The organism is Haloferax sp. S1W (genome assembly GCF_044593955.1).
GTDB lineage: Archaea > Halobacteriota > Halobacteria > Halobacteriales > Haloferacaceae > Haloferax.
In genome coordinates this window covers 2236625-2254032 of the sequence record NZ_CP172595.1, presented here as the reverse complement: position 1 = coordinate 2254032, position 17408 = coordinate 2236625, and the positions used below count along the sequence as shown (strand labels likewise).

General features: G+C 62.6%; 19 protein-coding genes. 7 read left to right on the top strand and 12 right to left on the bottom strand.

What is annotated here, in order from left to right; translation table 11 throughout:
- Positions 1–5 precede the first annotated feature (5 nt).
- Positions 6–230 (bottom strand): hypothetical protein, encoded by a 225-nt coding sequence (locus ACH9L7_RS11885; protein ID WP_396610913.1) that lies wholly within the window; start codon positions 228–230, stop codon positions 6–8.
- A complete protein-coding gene (locus ACH9L7_RS11880) occupies positions 227–1171 on the bottom strand; it encodes a cation diffusion facilitator family transporter (RefSeq protein WP_396610912.1) in 945 nt (314 codons plus the stop codon). The genes ACH9L7_RS11885 and ACH9L7_RS11880 overlap by 4 nt, the downstream gene beginning before the upstream one ends.
- A 104-nt stretch (positions 1172–1275) precedes the next feature.
- On the opposite strand from ACH9L7_RS11880, the gene ACH9L7_RS11875 reads away from it, so the two are divergent.
- Positions 1276–1794, top strand: coding sequence for a metallophosphoesterase (locus ACH9L7_RS11875; RefSeq protein WP_396610911.1), 519 nt, complete (start codon positions 1276–1278; stop codon positions 1792–1794).
- Positions 1795–2043: 249 nt separating this feature from the next.
- On the opposite strand, the gene ACH9L7_RS11870 is transcribed toward ACH9L7_RS11875, so the two are convergent.
- Positions 2044–2964: a helix-turn-helix domain-containing protein gene (locus ACH9L7_RS11870; protein WP_396610910.1), complete on the bottom strand. Its 921-nt coding sequence runs from the start codon at positions 2962–2964 to the stop codon at positions 2044–2046.
- A 96-nt stretch (positions 2965–3060) separates the two neighbouring features.
- On the opposite strand from ACH9L7_RS11870, the gene ACH9L7_RS11865 reads away from it, so the two are divergent.
- Both ACH9L7_RS11865 and ACH9L7_RS11860 read left to right on the top strand, forming a co-directional pair.
- Complete coding sequence (locus ACH9L7_RS11865) at positions 3061–3228, top strand: hypothetical protein (RefSeq protein WP_396610909.1); 168 nt, start codon at positions 3061–3063, stop codon at positions 3226–3228.
- A 42-nt stretch (positions 3229–3270) separates the two neighbouring features.
- Positions 3271–4473 (top strand): anion permease, encoded by a 1203-nt coding sequence (locus ACH9L7_RS11860; protein ID WP_396610908.1) that lies wholly within the window; start codon positions 3271–3273, stop codon positions 4471–4473.
- 65 nt (positions 4474–4538) lie between these two features.
- Here ACH9L7_RS11860 and ACH9L7_RS11855 read toward each other — a convergent pair whose 3' ends face one another.
- Entirely contained in the window at positions 4539–5918 is a 1380-nt protein-coding gene (locus ACH9L7_RS11855) for a hemolysin family protein (protein WP_396610907.1), read from the bottom strand.
- Between the two features lie 70 nt (positions 5919–5988).
- Here ACH9L7_RS11855 and ACH9L7_RS11850 point away from each other — a divergent pair, with 70 nt between their 5' ends.
- Positions 5989–6222: a glutathione S-transferase N-terminal domain-containing protein gene (locus ACH9L7_RS11850; protein WP_396613269.1), complete on the top strand. Its 234-nt coding sequence runs from the start codon at positions 5989–5991 to the stop codon at positions 6220–6222.
- 67 nt (positions 6223–6289) lie between these two features.
- On the top strand, positions 6290–6895 hold the full coding sequence (locus tag ACH9L7_RS11845; protein WP_396610906.1) for an L-threonylcarbamoyladenylate synthase: 606 nt from the start codon (positions 6290–6292) through the stop codon (positions 6893–6895).
- A gap of 37 nt (positions 6896–6932) precedes the next feature.
- Here ACH9L7_RS11845 and ACH9L7_RS11840 read toward each other — a convergent pair whose 3' ends face one another.
- Positions 6933–7595, bottom strand: coding sequence for a hypothetical protein (locus ACH9L7_RS11840; RefSeq protein WP_396610905.1), 663 nt, complete (start codon positions 7593–7595; stop codon positions 6933–6935).
- Between the two features lie 55 nt (positions 7596–7650).
- Between ACH9L7_RS11840 and ACH9L7_RS11835 the strand changes: the two genes are divergently transcribed.
- Positions 7651–9243 carry a spermidine synthase gene (locus ACH9L7_RS11835; protein ID WP_396610904.1) on the top strand — a complete coding sequence of 531 codons (1593 nt, stop codon included), beginning with the start codon at positions 7651–7653 and terminating at the stop codon, positions 9241–9243.
- On the opposite strand, the gene ACH9L7_RS11830 is transcribed toward ACH9L7_RS11835, so the two are convergent.
- Together ACH9L7_RS11830 and ACH9L7_RS11825 are read right to left on the bottom strand one after the other, a co-directional pair.
- A complete protein-coding gene (locus ACH9L7_RS11830) occupies positions 9230–9439 on the bottom strand; it encodes a hypothetical protein (RefSeq protein WP_396610903.1) in 210 nt (69 codons plus the stop codon). The two genes, ACH9L7_RS11835 and ACH9L7_RS11830, sit on opposite strands and share 14 nt — an antisense overlap.
- A gap of 132 nt (positions 9440–9571) precedes the next feature.
- The gene (locus ACH9L7_RS11825) at positions 9572–10705 is read right to left on the bottom strand and encodes a hypothetical protein (protein ID WP_396610902.1); all 1134 of its coding nucleotides are present in this window, start codon (positions 10703–10705) and stop codon (positions 9572–9574) included.
- 620 nt (positions 10706–11325) lie between these two features.
- On the opposite strand from ACH9L7_RS11825, the gene ACH9L7_RS11820 reads away from it, so the two are divergent.
- On the top strand, positions 11326–11877 hold the full coding sequence (locus ACH9L7_RS11820) for a class I SAM-dependent methyltransferase (RefSeq protein ID WP_396610901.1): 552 nt from the start codon (positions 11326–11328) through the stop codon (positions 11875–11877).
- A gap of 39 nt (positions 11878–11916) precedes the next feature.
- Here ACH9L7_RS11820 and ACH9L7_RS11815 read toward each other — a convergent pair whose 3' ends face one another.
- From ACH9L7_RS11815 to glmS, 5 genes are read right to left on the bottom strand one after another with little or no spacing between them, the layout of a single operon-like run.
- Complete coding sequence (locus tag ACH9L7_RS11815) at positions 11917–13395, bottom strand: acetyl-CoA hydrolase/transferase C-terminal domain-containing protein (protein WP_396610900.1); 1479 nt, start codon at positions 13393–13395, stop codon at positions 11917–11919.
- Between the two features lies 1 nt (position 13396).
- Positions 13397–14020, bottom strand: coding sequence for a MaoC family dehydratase (locus ACH9L7_RS11810; protein WP_396610899.1), 624 nt, complete (start codon positions 14018–14020; stop codon positions 13397–13399).
- 11 nt (positions 14021–14031) lie between these two features.
- A complete protein-coding gene (locus ACH9L7_RS11805; protein ID WP_396610898.1) occupies positions 14032–15303 on the bottom strand; it encodes a methylaspartate ammonia-lyase in 1272 nt (423 codons plus the stop codon).
- On the bottom strand, positions 15300–16736 hold the full coding sequence (locus ACH9L7_RS11800; RefSeq protein ID WP_396610897.1) for a methylaspartate mutase subunit E: 1437 nt from the start codon (positions 16734–16736) through the stop codon (positions 15300–15302). The genes ACH9L7_RS11805 and ACH9L7_RS11800 overlap by 4 nt, the downstream gene beginning before the upstream one ends.
- The gene (gene glmS / locus ACH9L7_RS11795; protein ID WP_396610896.1) at positions 16736–17176 is read right to left on the bottom strand and encodes a methylaspartate mutase subunit S; all 441 of its coding nucleotides are present in this window, start codon (positions 17174–17176) and stop codon (positions 16736–16738) included. Before glmS ends, ACH9L7_RS11800 begins: the two co-directional genes overlap by 1 nt.
- Positions 17177–17408: the final 232 nt, after the last annotated feature.

Genomic DNA, 17408 nt, shown 5'->3' with positions numbered 1-17408 from the left:
TGGCCTCAGCCAGTCGCAAGCGCGACGACGAACCATACCGCGCCGCCGAAGACGAGCGCGGCACCCACCGCCTTCGCCAAGCCGCGTTGGAGTTGCTCGGCTTTCTCTGGCGATTCCTTCCACTCCTGCGGCGAAACCAAGTTTCTCACGGACATCGGTCGGCTGTACATGTAGCCACCAGCGGCGACGAACATGAGCGAGGGGACGATTTGCACGAGGTCAATGGTCACAGTTCGGGTTCGATGTAGACGAAGTGGACGCGGTCGTCTTCCGCTTTGAGCGTCTCTTCGATTTCGGTGATGTAGTCGTCTAGTTCTTTGGTGTCGAGATTCGAGTCGAAGCTCACGTCGAGGGTGACGAGCAACTTCTCCGGCCCGACGTAGGACGCACGGAACTTATCGACGTGGGTGACCATCGGGTGGTCTCGAACGAGTTTCCGAAGTTGCTGTTCTTCTCGCGTCGGCACGCTCTCCCCGATGAGGAGACGCTTGTTCTCCCACGCGAGCGCGAGCGCGAAGCCCATGAGCAGAACTCCGATGAGAAGGGCTGTCGCGGCATCGTACATCTCGTTGCCGGTGAGTTCCGTCAGGCCGATACCGATGAGGGCGAGGACTGCACCGCCGAGGGCGACGGTGTCTTCGGTAAAGGCCGTCAGCGTCGTCACGTCGCTCGTCTCGCGGAACGCCTGCACGAGTCCGTCCCACTCGTATTCGTTAATCTGGCGGCGGAGTTCGGCGTTCGCCTTCAGGAAGGCGTAACTCTCGAAGGCGATGGCACTGACGAGGATGGCGGCGTTGACCCAGACCGGGCGAACCTCCATCCCGAAGAGCAACACCGCTTCGCCACCGCCGCCGTGTCCGGGGTGCATCAGGGCGTCGTAGCCGTGTTTGGCTGACTCCCACCCGGCGATGCCGAAGAGCATCACCGAGACGAGAAACGAGTAGAAAAACTGCGCTTTGCCGAAGCCGAATGGGTGAGATTGGGTCGCTTTGCGCCCACTGTATCGGATCCCGATGAGGAGGAACACCTGATTCCCCGTGTCCGAGATGGAGTGGTACGTCTCCGAGAGCATGGAGGGACTCCCAGTCGCGAGAAACCCGAGGAATTTGAGAATAGCGATGGCCCCATTCGCGAACAGGGCCGCAATGACGACTGACGTACTGCCTGCCATATCGAGGGGCACTCTGCCCGCCCGGATAGTGTTTCCGCCGTTGACACGCCCACATTCACGCCGCGGTCGGTAGGTTTCAATGTCCCCGTTGCATAGGGGGTCGCATGCTCGTCGTCCTTTCCGACACCCACAGCACAGACGGCCACCGACTCTCCGGCCCCGTTCTCGACGCGGTCCGCGACGCCGAACTCGTCGTCCACGCTGGCGACTTCATGCGCGAGTCCGTCCTCGACGCCTTCATCGAGGAGTCAAGTCGGTTCCTCGCCGTCTACGGCAACAACGATGGGTCCGAAATTCGCAATCGGATTCCGGCGGCACGGAACTTCACCTACGGCGGCGTCGAGTTCGCGATGACGCACACACGACGTGGTGGCGGCACCGCGCTCTCACTGTTCGGGCGCGAACGCGGCGCTGACGCCGTTATCTTCGGACATAGCCACCGCCCGACGGTCGATACCGCGGGCGACGTGGCGCTTCTCAACCCGGGGAGTCACGCCCAACCGCGGGGCAACCGCGAGGCATTCGCGGAACTAGAGGAACTCCCTGATGGCGGGCTTCGTGGGCGGTTAGTGGCGACTGACGGCGACGTATTCGAGACGTTCCGGATTCTCCCGCGGGACTGAGAAGAGACCATTTTCTTCAACGGGACCGACAGGAGGGGCGTCAGCAGGGTGGTTCGGAGGGGGCCGAAAGAATCAGCGGGGGCAGGGCTGTTTTTGGGGGGCTGTCTGAGGCCACGTGTGGAGGGCGACAGGGGGCAGGGGCACGGAACTGGGAGGGTGGAATCTCCCGTCGCCGGGGACCAAACGTAGCCTCTACACATCCAGTAGCGTGCTGAGATGAAATACACTCCGTAAGCTAAAACAGGTGTTTTAGCTACGAATTATCCCGAGCGAAATCCACGCCACGAGTACCGTCAGCCCCCCGAGGAAGAAGAATGCACCCGGTGAGAGCGACGCGATGAATTCGCCCACTCCCGACGACGAACTGGTGAGTTGGACCGCCGCATCGGTGAGGTACTGGGTCGTCGTCTCGGTTGCGGCCGGTTCCGCAGTCGGCGCGGGCGTCGGCGTTTCAGTAGCGACGCGGGTCGCAGTTTCCGCAACCGTCCGGGTCGCTTCCTCGGTCACTGTCCGCGTCGCCTCGGCCGACTCGGTAGTCGTCACTTCGGACGCACTGAATCCACCGCCATCTGCTGTCGTCTCTATCTGCCCACCCGTCGTGTTGGCTCCCTCGCTGTCGTACGCAGGCGCAGCCGTCGTCGTCGTCTCATTCCCCGTGCTGACGGCGACATCGGCGTCTCCGGACCCGCCGCTCGTCTTGGATGCCGTGAACATCGCGTTCCCGCTGGTTCTCGCGAGTCGGTTGACGACGGCCGCGCCGATGCCGAGGACGCCCACACCACCGATAAGCCGCGAGAGGGCACTCTTGAGTCCCTTCGTCTCGTCATCGCGTCCGGCGACGACGACGAGGGCGCGGTCGGCGGGGGCGTAGACGTTCATCTCACGGCCCTTCTCGGAGTAGCGCGTCCCGGTGACTTCGATGAGTCCCGCTTCCGAGAGATTGCCGAGGTGGTACTGTACGTTTTGGAGGGAGGTGTCGACTTCTGTCGCGAGGTCAGAGGGCGTCGCAGGCGACTCGTGAAGGGTCGAGAGCATCGACCGGGCTGTCGACGAGGAGATGGCCCCGAGGAAGTCGTCGGCCTCCTCGCTGTCGAGACCGATGACCCGGGGGTCGCGTTCTTCCCGGTCGTCGTCGGAGTCACCGGGAAGGGAGGGGATGAGGTCGGCCATCTATTCGGCGTACTCGCGTTTTACCTATGAGTGTTGATGTTCTGGCAGAACGACACGCCGAAATTGCTATACCTCGCGCCCTCGGAGACGTGCCACATGACTAGTCTCCTAGTCGTTGACGGCATCGTCGACTTTCTTGTGGGTGACCCCGTGTTCACGGGGTTACTCGTGGTGATGCTGCTCTTTGTCTTCTTCGCGTATCTCCTCGTCAGACGGACGCTGCTCGGACTGCGCGAGGGCTACGACGACGCCCGGAAACGATAGGATGTTCTACAGACGCACCACGAGCATCCGAGGTGGCTGCCCGTGGTAGCTACCGGAGCACTCGTTGCGTTCGTCGTCGCGGCACTCGCCAGTCTGTTCATGGCGTGGGCTATCGGTGCCGGGTCGTCCGGTTCCACTCCGTTCGCTCCGGCCGTCGGCGCGAACGCAATCTCCGTGATGCGCGCTGGCTTCATCGTCGGCGTGCTCGGATTCGGCGGCGCGGTTCTTCAGGGCGCAAACGTCACGAACGCCGTCGGAAACGAACTCGTCGGCGGCATTTCGTTGACGGCCCCCGCCGCGGTCGTTGCACTGCTCATCGCTGCGGTCCTCGTCGCGCTCGGCGTCTTCGCGGGCTACCCCATCGCCACGGCGTTCACCGTGACCGGCGCTGTCGTCGGCGTGGGTCTCGCCATGGGTGGCGTCCCGGCGTGGGAGAAGTACCAGCAAATCGCCGCGCTGTGGGTTCTTACGCCGTTCGTCGGCGGGAGCGCGGCCTACGCGACTGCCCGCGGGTTGCGTGCGGAACGCATCTCCGAAGTCTGGGCCGTTCCGGCGCTCGCGGGCGTCGTGGGGGTTCTCGTGGCGAACATGGAGTTCGCGGCCTTCGCCGGTCCCGGTGAGTCCGCCTCGCTCGCCCGCCTTGCGGCCGAGGAACTGGTCGTCACCGTCGGCGTCGGAAGCGAGACGCTCTGGTTCGTCGTAAGCATGCTCGCGGTCGGTGTCGCCGCCGCGGCCGTCGTCGGACGCTGGGTCACGCTCGACATGGCCGCAGGCCAACGGCGCTTCTTGCTCGTCCTCGGCGGTCTCGTCGCGTTCTCCGCCGGTGGGTCACAGGTCGGTCTCGCCATCGGCCCGCTGGTTCCGCTTCTCGACGTGGTGACCGTTCCCCTTCCGGCACTCCTCGTCGGTGGCGGACTCGGCCTCCTCGTCGGGTCGTGGACGGGCGCGCCGCGGATGATTAAGGCACTCGCACAGGATTACTCCTCGCTCGGACCGCGCCGCTCTATCGCCGCGATGATTCCCTCGTTCGCTATCGCACAGACGGCGGTCGCCCTCGGTGTCCCCGTCTCGTTCAACGAAATCATCGTCAGCGCCATCATCGGGTCGGGCTACGCCGCCAGCGGCGCGGGCGTCTCCGGGCGGAAGATGCTCTACACCGTCCTCGCGTGGGTGGGGTCGCTCGTCCTCGCGTTTACTCTCGGCTACGGCGGATTCATACTCGTCTCGACCGGCCTCTCGGGGTGACTGGTTGGACCGGCGACTGTGCTCTCACCTGACTGGCCGGGCCGAAAAACAGGCTCCCGAATCGCTTAGGCGTCGGGTTCGACTTCCGCTTCTTCTTCGTCGTCGTCTGCGGTGCCCGCGTTGGTCTGGATTCGCGCTTTCATGATACGCGTGTTGTCGACCTGCTCGATACGGATGATGATGTCGTCGTAGCTGATTTCTTCGCCCTCTTCGACGAGGCGACCGGCGCGGTTGAAGATAAACCCGGCCAGCGTTTCGAACTCTTCTCCCTCCGGGAGTTCGATGTCCAGCATCTCGTTGACTTCGTCGATGTTGACCTCCCCGCGGACGAGGTAGGTGTTCTCGTCGACTTCCTCGAACGGTTCTTCTTCGTCGCCTTCGAGGATGTCGCCGACGATTTCTTCGACCATGTCTTCGAGGGTGATAAGCCCCTCAGTGGTCCCGAACTCGTCGATGACGATGACCATCTGCATCCGAGTGTCCTGCATCTCGGCCATCAGTTCGTCGACGTTCTTCGATTCGGGGACGTGGAGCGTCGGCGAGACGATGTCGGCGAGACTGACACCGCGTTCGCCGTAGTACTTCTCGCGGACGAGGTTCCGGATGTTGACGATGCCGATGACGTTGTCGAGGTTGCCGTCGTAGACGGGCACACGCTCGTGGTCGGCTTGGACACAGGTTTCGATGGCTTCGTCGATGGTTGCGTCCTTGGAGACGGCGGTCATGTCGAGTCGCGGGGTCATGACCTCCTTGGCGATGGTGGAGTTAAAGCGGAAGATGCGGTCGAGCATCTCGCGTTCTTCTTCCTCGATAACACCTTCACGTTCGCCCGTCTCGATGAGATTCTGAATCTCGTCGCGGGTGACGTAGGTCGTCTCGATAGCCGTCTGGCCACCGGTTACCTTGTTGACAACCCGCGTCAGGTAGTCGAAGAGGACGACGAGCGGCAAGAGGAGCAACTCGGCGTACTTCAGGGGGCGTGCGATGCGGAGGGACCACGACTCGGTGTTTTCGACCGCGTAGGACTTCGGCGCGCTCTCACCGAACAGCAAGACGAGTGCCGTGATACCGAACGTCGCGATGGCGACGGCTTCGCCCTGCTGGAAGCCGACAAACACGAGGAGTCCAGTCGAGATGGACGACATCGCGATGTTGGCGATGTTGTTGCCGACCAGAATCGTCACGAGCAGTCGATGTGGGTCGTCTTTGAGTGCCTTCACACGCTCTGCGCCGGGGACCCCGTCTTCGACCATCGAGTCGACACGGTGTTTCGCCAGCGAGAACATCGCAATCTCGGAGGAAGAAAAGAACGCCGAGAGTCCGATGAGCACGATGATTGCAGCCACTCCGAGGGCGGTGATTACGTCGTCGCCCACTGGGAGGTTCGAGACCTGTGCGGCCGCGAGTATCGTGGCTGGAAATATTGGTAGCAGCGGCAAACCCATGTAACTACAAAGTCTTGCATGGCACCGAAATTAAGAGTTGCCCTCGGACGCATCGCCGGTCTGCGGGGGGATAGCGACTAACTCGCTCGCTGGTGCGGCATTGCGGTCCGAATACCCGCGAACGAAGGGACTGGACTACCAGTCGCGCTTCGTCGAACCGATGCACTCCGACCGCGACGTGGTCAAGCGCGTCTCCGGAAAGCGGACCGTCCCCGCCATCGTCGACGAAAACACCGGCGTCACGATGTCCGAGTCGGCGAACATCGTCGAGTACCTCGAATCCACCTCCGAGGAGGCCGAATAAGCGACCGTCAATCTCGCCGGTACCGGCTTTCGTCACCCTTTTTCGCCCGTCTCGCTTCGATTCAGCTATGAGTGACGACGCGCCGAACGACGACGTTCAACGGGCGGCCGCCGCCATCCGCGACGGCGAGGCAGTCATCTACCCGACGGAGACCGTCTACGGAATGGGTGCCGACGCGACGAATCCCGAAGCCGTCGAACGCGTCTTCGACATCAAAGGCCGCGACCGGGACAAACCGCTCTCAGCAGGCTTTCCGGATGTCGATGCGGCGCTCGACTACGTCGAAGTCGACGACCGCGAGGAGGCTTTCATGCGCCGATTCCTTCCCGGGCCGGTGACTGTCGTCGTCGAGCGCCGGGACAGTCTCCCGGACGTCCTCGTTTCCGGCCGCGAGCGGGTCGGTGTCCGCGTCCCCGACCACGAACTCGCGCTCGAACTCTTCCGCGCGGCTGAAACACCCGTGACAGCAACGAGCGCCAATCGCTCCGGAACGGGCAGCATCACCACCCCGTCGCAACTCTCCGACGAGATTCGCGACGCCGTCGCTGTCGTCCTCGACGGTGGAACCACACCCGGCACAGAGAGTACGGTCGTCGACCCCGGAAAGGGAATCATCCACCGCCGCGGCGCGATGGCTGACGACATCGAGGCGTGGTTGGAGTCAGAGACGTAGGCCGACCCGAGTTCGTCGGTCGCGGCCCGAGGCGCGGTTAGAACCCCAGAAGTGACTTCAACGACCGCGTTTTCACCCCGCATTCGGTCCGGTAGGAACACCCATCGCACTTCGCTGAGTCTCGGAGTCGCGGCGGAACGAAGTCGAGTTCGCGCGCGACGCGGAGCGCCCGGTGGTAGGCCGCCTTGTTGCTCGTCGTGAGACGGACTGTTCTAGCGACACCAGTCGCCGGATACTCCACGATGGCCCGCGGCACGTCGGTCTCGCGCTCCCACGCCAGCGCCTTTGCGAGCGCGACAGCCCTGACGCGCTGCGGTTCCCAGACGCCTCGCTCGGGAGGGTCGCCGGGAGAGACGAGCGACGGCACCGGCGGGTCGCCGACGAGTTTGTGTGCGATTCCGCGGCAGTCTTTCCCCGTGAGGAGTACGTCGCGGGCAGCGGGATTCGACAGCGCATCCCAGTCGTCTCGCGCTCGCAACTGCCGAACGTTCGCGCGGTATGCTGCCGGACTGACCGCCAGCGGCCTCGCTTTGAGTTCGTCGTCACTCGCATCGGCGAGCGTTGGATACTCGAAGGCGAGCGCTCGTATCGCGTCGACTTCGGGCGGCGGTGCTCGCGTCTCTTCGCGGCGTGCGTAGTACAGTTGCCGCGGGCAGTAGGCGGCGTGGGCGAGGTCCGAGGCGGCGACCAGCGACGACACGGGTGGTCTGGCCGCGCTTTCGTATTTATACGTTCGCCGCACTAGAACTATTAGCATGGCATCGACGCGCTCCCGCTCGTCGGTCCGACTGACGCGGCCCGAACTCGCGGTGTTCGTCTCCGGCGTCACCAGCATGGGGTTGGAGATTCTCGCCGGTCGGATGGTCGCCCCGGAGTTCGGGAGCAGCATCTACACGTGGGGGAGCATCATCGGCGTCTTCCTCGCGGCGCTGAGTCTGGGCTACCACCGCGGCGGAAAGCGAGCGTCGCAAGCGTCGAACACCGCGCTCGTCTGGGTGTTCATCGCCACGGCGGCCTACATTGCGGGTCTCATCCTCCTCGGTGACTTCTTCTTGCAGATGACAGCCAGTCTCCCGCTTCCCAGTCGGTTCGCCTCGCTTCCAGCGGTCACACTGCTCTTCGGCCCGCCGACGTACCTCCTCGGGTACGTCAGCCCCTACGCGGCGGAACTGTCCAACCAGACGGATGTCGGCGCGGCCTCCGGGCACGTCTACGCCGTGGGCACCGTCGGCAGCATCATCGGCGCGTTCGCGACCACGTACCTGCTCATCCCCGCGCTGAGCGTCGTGGACATCGGACTGGTATTTGGGGGTCTCTCCGTCGGCACAGCGCTCTACCTCGCTCGCCCGAACGTCGGCCCCCGAGAAACCGTCTGGAGCGTCGGTATCGTCCTCATCCTCGTCGTCGCCGCGGTGACCGGTGGTATCGGACTCGACGACCGCGGAACCACGGTCTACCACACCCAGACCGCGTATCAGGAACTCCGCGTCGTCGACGCCGGTGGGACGCGGACGCTCTACCTCGACGGCCAACCCCACAGCGCGATGGACCTCGACGACCCGACGCGACACGTTTTCGACTACACCTCGTACTTCCACGTGCCGTTCCTCCTCTCGGACGACATCGACCGGGTGTTGTTCGTCGGCGGCGGCGGATTCACCGGTCCACGGGTGTTTCTGGAGAAGTATCCCAACGTGACCGTCGACGTGGTCGAAATCGACCCCGAAGTTGTCTCGGTCGCAAAGGAGTACTTCCACGTCGAGGAGTCCGACCGACTGAACATCTACACGATGGGCGGCCGGGAGTACCTCCGAGAGACGAACCAGACGTACGACCTCATCGTCCTCGACGCCTACCGGAAAGACAGGGTTCCGTTCGAGTTGACGACGGTGGAGTTCATGCGACTCACCTCGGAGCGCCTCGACGAGGACGGCATCCTCTTTGCGAACGTTATCTCCGCACCGAGCGGTCCCGCCTCGAAGTTCTACCGCGCCGAGTACAAGACCATAAACCGGGTCTACCCGCAGGTGTACAGTTTCACTACTGCGGGCAGCGTCGTCGTCCAGAACATCGAGGTGGTGGCGACGAAGAACTCGACGCTCGTCACGCGCAACGAGTTGCAGGCGCGGAATCGAGAGCGCGATATCGGTATCTACCTCGCGGCCGAGGTCTCGTCGTACCGAAACAACGAACCGACCGACGACGTGCCGATTCTCCGCGACGACCGCGCCCCGGTCGATAGCCTCATGGACCCGATGGTCGGCCAGCGATACGTCATCCAACAGTCGAACGAGAGCGAGCGAAACGAGAGCGACTCGAACGCGACGGCCCGGCTCACTGGTTGGTAAAGTACCCGACGACAACCATATAAAAAAGGAGCGTACCGATGACGGCTCCACTGACGGCCAGAAATCTCGTTAGTTTCACCGCGAGGTTGCTCCGGAGACGCTTCACGACATACCTCTCTGCGAGCGTACTGGAGGCGATGGCTGCTGCAACGACCGCGAGCGGCATCGTGTACCAGATGAGTCGGCTCAAGTCCATGCCTTTCTAGTACACGACCTGACAGAATTCAGTTTCTATCTGTGCTCTGTCTCGAATTGGTAGCTGCGATAACTCGTCTTCGTTTCGGCAGTTGGCGTTGACGAACCGCTCGCGGTCGCGGTCGACAATCGATCAGCAGAGATCGACGCCAGCCGGGTTAGTGTACCAGTCAGGGAAGTCCATCCAGGATGGAAGGTCGTACAATCCGTCGTTGACGGCTTCGCGGATGCAGTCGAGTGCAGCGACGCAGGACCCTACCTGCGGGAGCGCGGACGTTCCACACGTAAGGAGGTAGCAAGCCAGACAGACTGCAACGGCAGGCCACGCGACGACACTGATACCGCACGTCGACACACAGAGGCTACAGATTGCGAGCTCCTGTAAGCATGCGTACCCGCTTACCGCGCAGTACTCTTTCTTATTCGAACACCAGTCTCCTCCGGAGTCGGCGGTGGATACACCTCCCTTGGCGCTATCTGCGAACCCACCTTTGTTGATCTCCGCAGATTTGTCGACTTCAATCGAGGTAAACTCGTGGGTAATCGAGTCTCCATTCTGGGTGCTCGCTTTGTAAACTGTGACTTTCTCGTCCCCGACTGCCGTGCCAGAGCTGTCTTTCTGGCTGGTCGCGATGCTACTCTTCGTAGCCTTCTCGGCAAATTCCTGTTGCTCGAACACCAGCAGGTTATCCGTCTCAGAGTGGGTAAATGCTTGAATGTTCTCTAATCCGGTCGTCTCCCGAACCTTTGTCAGTTCGGCGTTGTTGGCCGTCCGAAAGGTAATGGCGTGGTCTTTTCGTCCTTCGATCCAGATGGTGCCTCCCTTTTCGCCCGCGGTGTTCTTTTTCGTGCCTCCCTGGGCTTGTCCCATACGTTTGTCGACCGGAACGTCAGCGCCGAGTGCATTCGGTTCGACGAAAAAAAGCGAACGCGAGAAGTCTCCGTACTGGATGTGTGCTAGCGAGCCTACTCGGGTCGGTATCTCGGTTGCAACTAGGTCATCATTCTTCTTTTCGAAAGAAACCCGCCGGGAAGTCGCCTTGTTGTGTTTGTAGTTAACCGGTGAATTCCCTGGCGTGTACTGCTGGAGGTGTTCTTCGATGTGTTCTATTTCAGGACTCGACACGATTTTCCGGGAATTCGTCTCGTTCCCCTTCTTCGCAATAACGTTCTGAACACCTACCGACGAGAGCATCCCGACTGTTCCGGATGCGGCACCGATTTTCCCGAGAACCGACCGACGTGTCAATGAATTATTATCATCCATGAAAACACCAATTAGAATGATATGTTTTAAATGTATCTATATTATCAAACTATTAAACACCCATCTATTGGCGTGCTCGGTGCCAGAAAGCACCCGGTAGTCACACAGTTTCTGGAAGCCAGGGTAATTGAGGTACGGTGGATGTGACTTTCTGTGCTGTCCGCTGCTATGGCTTACGCCCACAACGCCTAGGAGAAGGTGTTGTCTTACCGTGTTGGCATGTGCGTAGCTAACACGTTTCTACGCGTCAGTGACGAAAATGAGACACCGTCGCCAGCGGGTGGCCACGGCGTTACTCCCCCGCCGAATCATGGACCCAATCAGGCAACACGGTGTGACAAGCGCCGCATGGAAGGCGATTTCGAGTCCGACGACGGCGTACCATTTCGAGTCCGACGACGGCGTACCAGTACCTCTCGTCGCGCGGGTCTGGCCAACTGCTCCCGAAATACCAGTTCGAATCGCCACCGTCTCCGAACGAACTCATCGCGTTCATCTCGGGACTCGGAATCGACGCGTCTCGGAGCGACATCACCGACGCGTGGCTTCGACTGGCGGGCGACGAACAGTTTCGAGCGGAGATTACGACACCCTTCCGCAGAACCGCGACCGGACCGGCCGTGTTCTATCACAACTGGCGGGATATTCTCTACGTACTGACCCGGTTAGTTCGTCCGGCACTGGTGGTCGAAACCGGCGTTCGCGGTGGGTTGAGTTCGGCGTACATGCTGTCTGCCCTCGACCACAACACCCGCGGGCAACTCGTCTCCATCGACATCGGCGACACTTCCGTGTTGCCTGCCGACCTCGAAGACCCCGAAATCGGATGGCTCGTCCCGCATCGACTCCGCAATCGGTGGGAGTTGCGCCTCGGTGATTCGAAGTCTGAACTCCCGTCGGTCCTCGGCGACAGCACCGGCCTGTTCTTCAGCGACGTTCCGAACGCCATCCTCAGAGCCGAACTGGCGACGGCAGCAGCACGGATGCGTCCCGGGTCGATTATCGTTACCTGCTGTCCGGTCGGGTCGCCGGCGGAAGCGACGTGGAACGAATTCGCCGACGCCGCCCTCACGAATACGTCGCGGGCGACGCGGTGGGCGTCGGAAGACGGTCGTTCGGACCTCTGTGCGGGTCTCTTGGGCGACGATGGACCGAGCGGATTCGAGGTGTGAGGTGGAGTCACCTTGATCTGTTCTGCCCAAGTTGACGCGTCACTCGTCAGACTGCCACTTGAAGGCCCGTTCGAGGTCGTGTGGGATGTGCCCGCCTTCGTCTTCCGCCCGTTCTCGGTAGCGCCGGAGGTCAGCTCGATAGTCGGGGTGCGCACACTGTTCGACCAGTTCTTCGGCCCGTTCGCGCGGCGAGCAGCCGCGTAAATCAGCGACGCCCTGTTCCGTAATCACGACCGAGATATCTTGCTCGGTGTGGTCGACGTGCGGAACCATCGGCACGATGCGCGAGATAGCTCCACCCTTTGCGGTGGATGACAGGGCGACAATCGGGACGAGCGCGTTGCGGTTGAAGTCGCCGCTCCCGCCGATGCCGTTCATCAGGTGCGTCCCGCCGAGGTGCGTCGAATTAACGTGTCCATAGAGGTCGACTTCGAGGGCGCTGTTCACGCCGACGACGCCGAACCGATTGACCAGTGCCGGGTTGTTGGAGATGTCCGACGGCCGGAGGACGACGTTCTCTGCGTAGCGGTCGATGTCACTACAGAGTCGTTCTTGCCCGTCTTCGGACAGTGCGAGTGACGTTGCACTCGCCGCGTTGAGCAGTCCGTCGTCGAGCAGGTCCAGCAGGCCATCCTGTATCACTTCGCCGTAGTAGTTGACCTCTCGGTCGCCGAAATCGAAGTCGTCGAGCGCGCCCATGAGCGCGTTCCCCAGGCTTCCAACGCCGAACTGGAGTTGAATCGACTCGTCGAACACCGGATTGTCGCGCACCTCGTCGGCCAGAAATTCGAGGAGGTTCGCCGCGATAGCTCGGTCGTCGTCGGTCGGTTCGCGGAACGTGTACGAGGTGTCTTGGCGGTCGGTCCTCGTGACGCCGATGAGTTTCTCGCTCGGGAACTCGATTCGCGAGGTTCCAATTCGCTCGCCGGGATGTGTCAGCGGAATCGGTTTGCGGTTGGGCGGCCGCGCCGGGCGGTAGATGTCGTGTATCGCTTCGAGGTCCCGCGGGAGCGAATCGTTGACCTCGACGATGAGACGGTCTGCGGCGGCGACGTACGCCGGGGTTGGTCCGATAGACAGCGAGGGAACGAACCAGTCGTCTCCCACGGCGACTGCTTCGACCACCGCGATATCGACATCGACGTGCTGGCCGAGTTCGATTTCGTCGCTCAAGCGAGAGATGTGGCTGTCGTGGAATGCGATTTTCCCCTCGTTAATCGCCGCACGGGCCTCCGGCGTGGCCTGATAGGGGTACCGGCGCTCGATGGCACCCGCTTCGACGAGTCGTGTGTCTATCTCCTCGCCGACGCTGCCGCCGCTGACGATGGTCAACGAGAGGTCGCGGTCGCTCTCGGCGAGCGCGAGCGGTACGGCTTTCGGGTAGCCGACGCTCCCGAATCCGCTGACTGCGAGGGTTGCGTCCGCCGGAATCGACGCCGCGAGGGTTTCGGCATCCTGCACGGGGACCGACCCGTCAATTCGGTTCTCGGTGGTTTGGGTGCGATTTTCGTCGGCCATGTCAGTTCACGTCCTCCGGTTGGGTTCCGATTCCCTCCAGCCAGCCGGGCGGCGTCTCGGGACTCGGCTGGGCGGACTCGCGTTTCAGGACCATCGCGGTTCGTTCGAGCGACAACACGAGGTCACCGTCTTGGTTGTACGCGCGAAGCTCCGTCGTGACGAGACCGACGTGGTCTCGCGACTCGCTCAGACGGGTCTTGAGAACCTCCGATTCGGCGAATATCGTATCGCCGTGATAGACTGGCGCGTGGTGTTTGACCTTGTCGTAGCCGAGGTTCGCCGTCGCGTTCATGGTCACGTCGATGACGCTCATTCCGACCGCGAGTGCGATGACGACCGTCCCGTTGACGAGCCGTTCGCCGAACTCTGTCTGGCTGGCGTACGCCTCGTTGAAGTGCATCGGGTTGAGGTTCATCGTCACGTTCGTCAGCCACACGTCGTCGGTTTCGGTGACGGTTCGGCCGAACGGGTGTTTGTAGATGTCGCCGACGCGGAACTCTTCGAAGAAGCGTCCGTGCCAACCGCTGACGAGCCGTCGGTTCTGTTGGGACGGTGTGGATTCTTCGGGTGTATCTGCGGATTCTCCGGGTGTGTCGGTGGATTCTTCGGTGGTGTCTTCTGTCATGGATGTCGGGGTTATGTCTGCTGTTCAGTGGTCGATACAGCTCCGTGCTGCCGCGCGAGCGCCCGCCGCATCTCGTTTGTGACGACCATGAAGCCCTCGTCGAACCCCATGCCGGGCTTGGCGAGGACTTGGGCGGCGTCGGTTGCGAGCGCGACGTGCGCGCAGGCCCGCGCCGACGTGACGGTTTCGTTGCAGGTGCCGCCGAGATACGCGCGGGTATCGGTTCCCTCGCAGTACGTGACAGCCGCCCCGCTTCGCTGGATGCCGCCGAGGTCGGGCGTTTTGACCTGCACAACGTCCGCCGCGCCCGCATCGACGAACGCGCGGACATCGTCGAACGTGTTGCACCACTCGTCGGCAACGATGTCGACGGGGACGCCCGCGTCCGCCAGTCCGTCGCGTAGCTCCGCCATTGCGTGAATCTGGGCGGACCTCCCCGCTGCGTCCATCGGTCCCTCTATTTGCAGTGGGTAGGGGGCGGCGGCCTCAGCGAGATCGCGGAAGTAGTCGGTGACGGCGGCGCGGTCGTAGGGGTCGCCGAACAGGTCGCCGAGCGTACCGTACACGTCCACGTGGAACCGCGGCGCGTACCCATCTGGGCCGAGTTCGGCAGTGCGCTCGGACAGCCAGTTCAGATACGAGACGAGGCGCTGCCCGTCCGCGCCGACCGTTTCGAGGCTGTTGAACAGGCCGTGCGGCAAGACAGGAACGCCCTTGATGAGCATTTTCTCGGCGTTTACGCGCCTCGCGTCGCCCGATTGCCCAAAGACCGGAATCGGCTCGGTTGCGGGGTCGGTTCCGAGTACAGTCGCAAGCACGTCGAACCGCGTCGTCTGTCGGGCGCGCGCTGCGGCCGCGAGGAGCGCCTGCGAGACACCGTATCGAATCGCCGTGTGGAGGCGGTCGCCGTTGTTGGAATCGGGTGCAAGCGTCTCGATTATTGTCGCATTATCTGCGAAGGTCGCCGCGTCGCGTCCAACGAGTGCATCGGCAACTGGACCCTCGACAGTCGGCCGGTACTCGGACGCCCGAAAGAGGGGGTCGCGACCACCGACGCCGGAGTATTGGACAGCGCAGCAGTCGCCGGTAACGACGGTTCCGTCTGTGAGTTTGACCTCGACCATAAGCGACTCGCCCGCCTCGCGGATGCGCTCGAATCCGGGCGTGACGGGGTTGCCGTGGTAAGAAAAGCCGTCTGTCTCGGCACCCGCCTTGATAGCTCGCTGGTCGTCGAAGAAGAACCCCGAGACGCCCGGAATTGCGCGTATCGACTCGATTTTCATCGGTCATCCTCCTGTGGGCGACCGATGAGTTTCCCGTCGCTAATCGCGTCGACGTCGTCGGCGACCATCTGGAACGAGCAGGCTCGGTCTTCGGTCGCTGCGCGCTGGTCCAGTCTGGCGGCGTGAATCTCGCGGATGTCGTCGTCGAGGGCGAGGTCACCGAAGTCGAAGATGCGAACGCGTCCGTCGTCGTCGCGGGCGGGAAGCACCGCGCTCTTGGCCGCGTTGCTCGGCGCGAACGGAACGTCGAGTGCCCCCGAGTCGAAGGCGGCGACGACTCCCTGTGCGATGTCGCCGTCACCGTGCTCGACGACCGTGTCCATCAGGCATCGAACCTCGCGTTCGATGAGTTGCTGTTCTTCGTCGACGCCATCGAGTGTGAGCGTTTGCTCGCACATCATATCAATAAGTTGTCTGGTAGTGCGGAGTCCGGCGGCGTTGGCCTCTTTTGTCGGCACGCCCTGGAACTCCTGCGGCGATTTCGTGATTACCTTGTCCGGTCGGGCAATCGCGGCCGTGGCCGCGCCAAGGGCGATAACGCCGTTTGCGCGGGCCTCGTCCGGCGGGAAGCCACCCATCCACTCGTGGAAGACGGTGGTGAGCGTCACGTCGTCGGGGAGGTACGATTCACCGAGTTCTCGGAGCGCCTGGAGCGCGGCAACGTCCTGTACGAGATTGCCGACCTGTCCGTAGCCGAGTGTGAGCGAGCGGACGCCCTGTGTGGCAGCGAGCAGTCCCTCGACGAGCATGACCGTAATCGCGATACACGGCGGGACGAGCGTCCCCGTGAGCGGGCCAAATGGTTCGCGGTTGATTTCCACGCCGAACTCGGTGTAGAGTCCGGCGAGACGGTCCACGAACTGCCAGTGTTCAATCGTCTCTTCGAGGTCGCGGCGCTTCGTGTACGGAATGTTGTACGAGATGGCTCCGCCCTCGAAGCTCTGGAACCCACCGGCGAACGTCACCGCCGCCAGCAGGCGTGCGTCGGGCGTCCCGTGGCGAACTTCCACGGGAGAATCGACGGCCTCGACGAGGCGACGACATCCTTCGACGCCGTGGTTCACGGCCGGGAACCCGTTGAGCGTGTCCGCCCCCGAATTTCGGGCTTTCTCCAGTCCTTCTTGGGCTTTCGCGTACTCGTTGTCGCGGGTGTACGAGTCGATGGTCGTCGGCAGGAGGTCAGCCTGCCCCTCGGTTTCGAGGTGGCACAGCAGGTCGATTTGGTCCGACAGACACGGCACCCCGGCACGCGGTTGTAAGAGCGGTCGCTGCGCCGATTCGAGGACGGTTGCGAACCGTTTCGACCGCGGGAGCGTGCGATAATACTCGATTGCCTCCTCGAAGTCGACGTCCTCGCCCGTCGGCCAGTGTGAACGCACCTCCTCGTGAATCTCTTCGACGGCGGAAACGGGGAGTCGCGTGTCTCGGACCATCAGGACCGCACTCCCGTCTCTTCCGACTTCGACTGCGAAATCCGAAGGTCCCGCCGAAGCGCCTCGATGGCGTCTTCGGGGTTCGTCTCGGAGTCGAACACCCGGTCGAAGCCCATCTCGCGGAACGTCGTTCTCGTCTGCTCGAAGTCGTCCTGTCCGACGGCGAGATTGCCGCCGACGTACGTGAGCGCGTCGCTCCCCGCCTCTTCGAGTCGCTCAGTAAAGCCCTGACAGTCCTGTTTGGCGTGTCCGTAGAGCGACGAGACGAGCACTGCGTCGGCGTCGTGGTCGAGCGCCGCCTCGACGAACTCCGCTTGGGTGGTCTGGACGCCCAGATTGTGTACGTCGAACCCGGCGGCCGACAGCGCGTGCTCTAAAATCGTGATGCCGACGACGTGGGCGTCCGACCCGATGACGCCCAGCACGACTGTCTTCGTCATCGCTTTGTCCTCCGCCACTTCCGCCGTACGCCGGCCGAGTACCCGACCGCGATGTCGGCGCTCGCGCCGGTCGCCACCGGGGTGACTGTCTCACGCTCCGTACTCGCCGCCTGTTCGCCAGTCGTGCTGTGCTTGTATGCCCGCGATATCCCGTGCGAAGACATAGACAAGTCAGTGGTAAGCGTTGTGTAATAGTAACCACCTCCCATGGTGGGTGTTACAATGGTACTCG